Here is a 3,623-nt window from a genome sequence, read left to right as displayed (position 1 = left end):
GATCTGCACATCGCCGACGCCGGGCAGGCGCTTCAGCGGATCGACCACCTGCAGATAGGCAAGGTTGCTCAGCGCCACCGGATCGACCGAACTGTCGGGCGAAGTCAGGTTGACGATGAGGACGAAGTTCGGGTTCTGCTTCTTGATCGTCACGCCGCCCTGGTTGACGATCGCCGGCAGCGACGAGGCGGCCTGCGAGACGCGGTTCTGCACGTCGACGGCGGCGGTGCTCAGCGAATAGCCGACATCGAAGGTGATGGTGATGGTCGAGGAGCCGTCATTGGAGCTCGTCGACGACATGTAGGTCATGCCTTGCACGCCGTTGATCTGCTGCTCCAGCGGCGTCGTCACCGTATCGGCCACCACTTGCGCGCTGGCGCCTGGATAGTGGGCGCTGACCACGACCTGCGGCGGCGTGATGTCGGGAAACTGCGAGACGGGCAGCAGGAAATAACAAATCGACCCGGCGAGCACCATGATGATGGCGATCGCCGAGGCGAAGATCGGACGGTGGATGAAAAAGTTTACCACGAGACGCAAGCCTCCCCGGCTGCTCTTGCCCGCCCGAAGGCGCTGGCGACGCTGGACAGTCTTTGACCGCGCTTGTCACCGAGGTCGTCCCGCGAATGCAGCAACGGCACCTCGTTGCGCTGCGCATCGGCAAGCGAGCGCAGCATCGTCTCGAAGGCGCGCGGGTCGACGCCATCGGCTCTCATGACCAGCCGGATCATCGGATCCCGGACGGCTTCATCTATGGTAAGATCGCGGCGCTGTGGCATTGGCCGGCTCCTTGTCTGTCGATTCGCAGCACGTGCTCGCGAACCGTTTTCATCTTTTCACCGGCCGAGGCCGCATGATTGGCAGTTTCTTGTCCCTCTCGTCGGCAGGGCCAGTTCACGGCCTTGTTATTGACGGTGGACGATATAGGTGTTACCAGTAAGTAACATTCTGGAAGTTACAGACCGGTAACACCCTAGTCAAGAGGTGGCCGAGGGTTTTTTGGAAACGAAAGGAGATCATGATGGCAGACGGCATCGTGGAGCGCTCTCGTCCCCGGGATCGGATCCTGGAGACGGCACGCGACATGTTCCACAAGCATGGCATCAAGGGTGTCGGCGTCGACGCCATCACCGAAGCTGCCGGCACGAACAAGATGACGCTCTATCGTCACTTCGAATCCAAGGACGAACTGATCGTCGAATGCCTGCGCGCCAATGCGGCCAAGGCGGGCGCTATGTGGGATGCGTTCGAGGCCGAATTTCCTGGTGACAAGCTTGCCCAGCTGCATGCCTGGGTTCGCAAGGCGGCTGCCATGCTCAATGCGGATGGGCGCGGCTGCGACATGGCCAACGCCGCCGCTGAGCTGACCGAGCCGGACCATCCGGCCAGGCTGGTGATCAAGGAGCTCAAGGAAGCCCAGCGCGAGCGCCTTGTGACGCTATGTCGGGATGCGGGCATCGGCCAGGCTGAACTGCTCGCCGATACGCTGTCGCTTCTGCTCGAGGGCGCGCGGGTTAGCGTGCAGACCGTGGGGTCGGAAGGTCCGAGCACGCAGTTCGTGCGCATGGCTGAAGGATTGATCGTTTCTTTCAGGGGCGCCGCCGCCGGTTGAGGTGACCTGTCGCCTGTCCATGTGCGCCATTCATCGCGTGATGACTGGGCGCGCTTTGGTGTCGCTGTGCCGTCATCCCTGTCGGCCAAACGAAAAAAGCCCGCTGCCGGGAGGAGGTGGCAGCGGGCTCGATTTTCGAATGTGGCGCGGGAGGAGGTGCACCCCATTCAGCGTCGGCATCGCATCTGGGAGGAGTAGATGGCCGACAACCAGAACCTACGAGTTGCCCAACGATTCGGCAACAAAGAAACTTGCATAGCTGCTGTGCAGATTTGCCGTGCCAATTATCGTACAAATCCGGAAACCCGGTTTAGCCAAGCCATTTCGCATTACTGCCCCGGGACGTTTTCCCTGAAGATCAAGCGCGGTTCGATGAACTTGCGCGTCAGATAGGGTGCCGAGGAGGCGATCGAGCCGAGCAGGCGGATGACCGACTGCTCCGCGATCAGCCGTGCATTCTGGTCGATGACGATATCGAGCAGGTCGTCGACGAGATGACCGCGCGTGTCCTTGGTCAGATCGTGGCAGATGAACACCGGCTTGCGGTTCGGCCTGGCCTCGCGGATCGCCTTTGCAACGCCCGAATGTCCAGCTCCGACGCAATAGATGCCAAGCAGTTCCGGCTCGTCGTGCAGCGCCTTCATGGTCTCGGTGTAGCTGGCATCGGGCTCGTCGTTGACCTCAACGGCGCTGCTGACGGTCAGATTGGGAAACTCCTCACTGAGCACCGAGCGGAAACCCATCTCGCGTTCCTCGTGGCCACGATAGGAACGTGAGCCGACGACCATCGCCAGATGGCCGGTGCGGCCGCCAAGGAAGCGTCCCATCAGCAGCGCCGCCGTTCGTCCCGCCACCCGGTTGTCGATGCCGACATAGGCCGCGCGCGGTGCCGCCGGAACATCGGACACCAGCGTCACCAGACGCATCCCGGCATCGACGATGTCGCGCAGGATGTTGCGCGTACGCGGATGATCGACGGCGATCACGCCGACGCCATTGGCCCTGAGCGACAGGTTTTCGACAGCGCTCTGCAGCGCGTTCGGCGAGATACCGGCGAGGTTGTGGATCCGGCACGAGGCGACAAGCGGCAGGCGCGCGGCGTAGTCCTCGATATGCCCGGCGAGATCGCGCATGAAGGCATTGCTGCCGATCGGCAGCAGGAATTCAAGGTGGGCGGGCCGCGAGGGCAGCGTTACCTGATCGGCGACCGGCAGATAGCCGAGCTGCTTGGCCGCCTCCATGACGCGCTGGCGGTTGGCCGCACTCGCACCCGGCCGGTTGTTGAGCACCCGGTCGACCGTTGCGGTCGATAGCCCGCAGCTACGAGCGATATCGGAGACAGTGGCTTTCATGCCGTAACCCACAGCCCGCAGTTGCGTGCGGTATCCGAAACTGTGGCTTTCATGCTGCAATCCTGTTCGCCATGCGATGGCGCGTCAGACAAGCGATGCGATCTGAGGTGACGGGTGATTGCCGCCCATCACCATTCTCAGTGCGATGGCTTGCCATCGGCGATGGCATCGCGGATCTCCTTGTCCGACATGCCGGTGATGATCCGTTCGACCTCCGCCACGCTGGTCTTCTTGGGGTCTATGTCGTCAGCAACCACCTTGCCGCGGCGCATGACGACGATGCGGTCGACCACCTGGAAGACATGGTGGATGTTGTGGGCGATGAAAATGCAGGAATGGCCGGAATCGCGGGCGCTGCGCACGAAGCTCAGCACACCCTGTGTTTCGGCGACGCCGAGATTGTTGGTCGGCTCGTCGAGAATGATCAGGTCGCTGTCGAAATGCATGGCGCGCGCGATCGCCACCGCCTGGCGCTCGCCGCCGGAGAGCGAGCCGATCGGCGTCGTCGGCGGGATGTTCTTCGAGATGCCGACCTGCTTGAGCAAGTCGCGAGCAACCGTGTTCATCGCATCCTGGTCCATCCGGTTGAGGAAGCGCGGCGGCTTGATCGGCTCGCGCCCGAGGAACAGATTGCGGGCGATCGACAGTTGCGTCACCAG

5 protein-coding genes are annotated in these 3,623 nt (G+C 62.5%); 1 reads left to right on the top strand and 4 read right to left on the bottom strand.

The features are described 5' to 3' along the window. Together EN984_RS26625 and EN984_RS26620 are read right to left on the bottom strand one after the other, a co-directional pair. Positions 1-531 (bottom strand): efflux RND transporter permease subunit (locus EN984_RS26625; protein WP_206517482.1); only part of this gene is annotated, 531 nt, incomplete at its 3' end. Continuing rightward, complete coding sequence (locus EN984_RS26620) at positions 525-779, bottom strand: hypothetical protein (protein ID WP_127270242.1); 255 nt, start codon at positions 777-779, stop codon at positions 525-527. The genes EN984_RS26625 and EN984_RS26620, both read right to left, overlap by 7 nt. A 242-nt stretch (positions 780-1,021) precedes the next feature. Here EN984_RS26620 and EN984_RS26615 point away from each other — a divergent pair, with 242 nt between their 5' ends. Further along, the gene (locus EN984_RS26615) at positions 1,022-1,612 is read left to right on the top strand and encodes a TetR/AcrR family transcriptional regulator (RefSeq protein ID WP_127270239.1); all 591 of its coding nucleotides are present in this window, start codon (positions 1,022-1,024) and stop codon (positions 1,610-1,612) included. Between the two features lie 329 nt (positions 1,613-1,941). Here the strand turns inward: EN984_RS26615 and EN984_RS26605 are convergent, their stop codons facing one another. Next, positions 1,942-2,964, bottom strand: a complete 1,023-nt coding sequence (locus EN984_RS26605; RefSeq protein ID WP_127270236.1) for a LacI family DNA-binding transcriptional regulator — start codon at positions 2,962-2,964, stop codon at positions 1,942-1,944. Between the two features lie 137 nt (positions 2,965-3,101). Then, the coding region (locus EN984_RS26600) for an ATP-binding cassette domain-containing protein (RefSeq protein WP_164765660.1) at positions 3,102-3,623 on the bottom strand (522 nt) is incomplete at its 5' end.

Origin of the sequence: Mesorhizobium sp. M7A.F.Ca.CA.004.12.1.1, assembly GCF_003997835.1 — a bacterium.
Taxonomy (GTDB): Bacteria; Pseudomonadota; Alphaproteobacteria; order Rhizobiales; family Rhizobiaceae; genus Mesorhizobium.
This window is presented reverse-complemented; position numbering and strand designations above follow the sequence as displayed.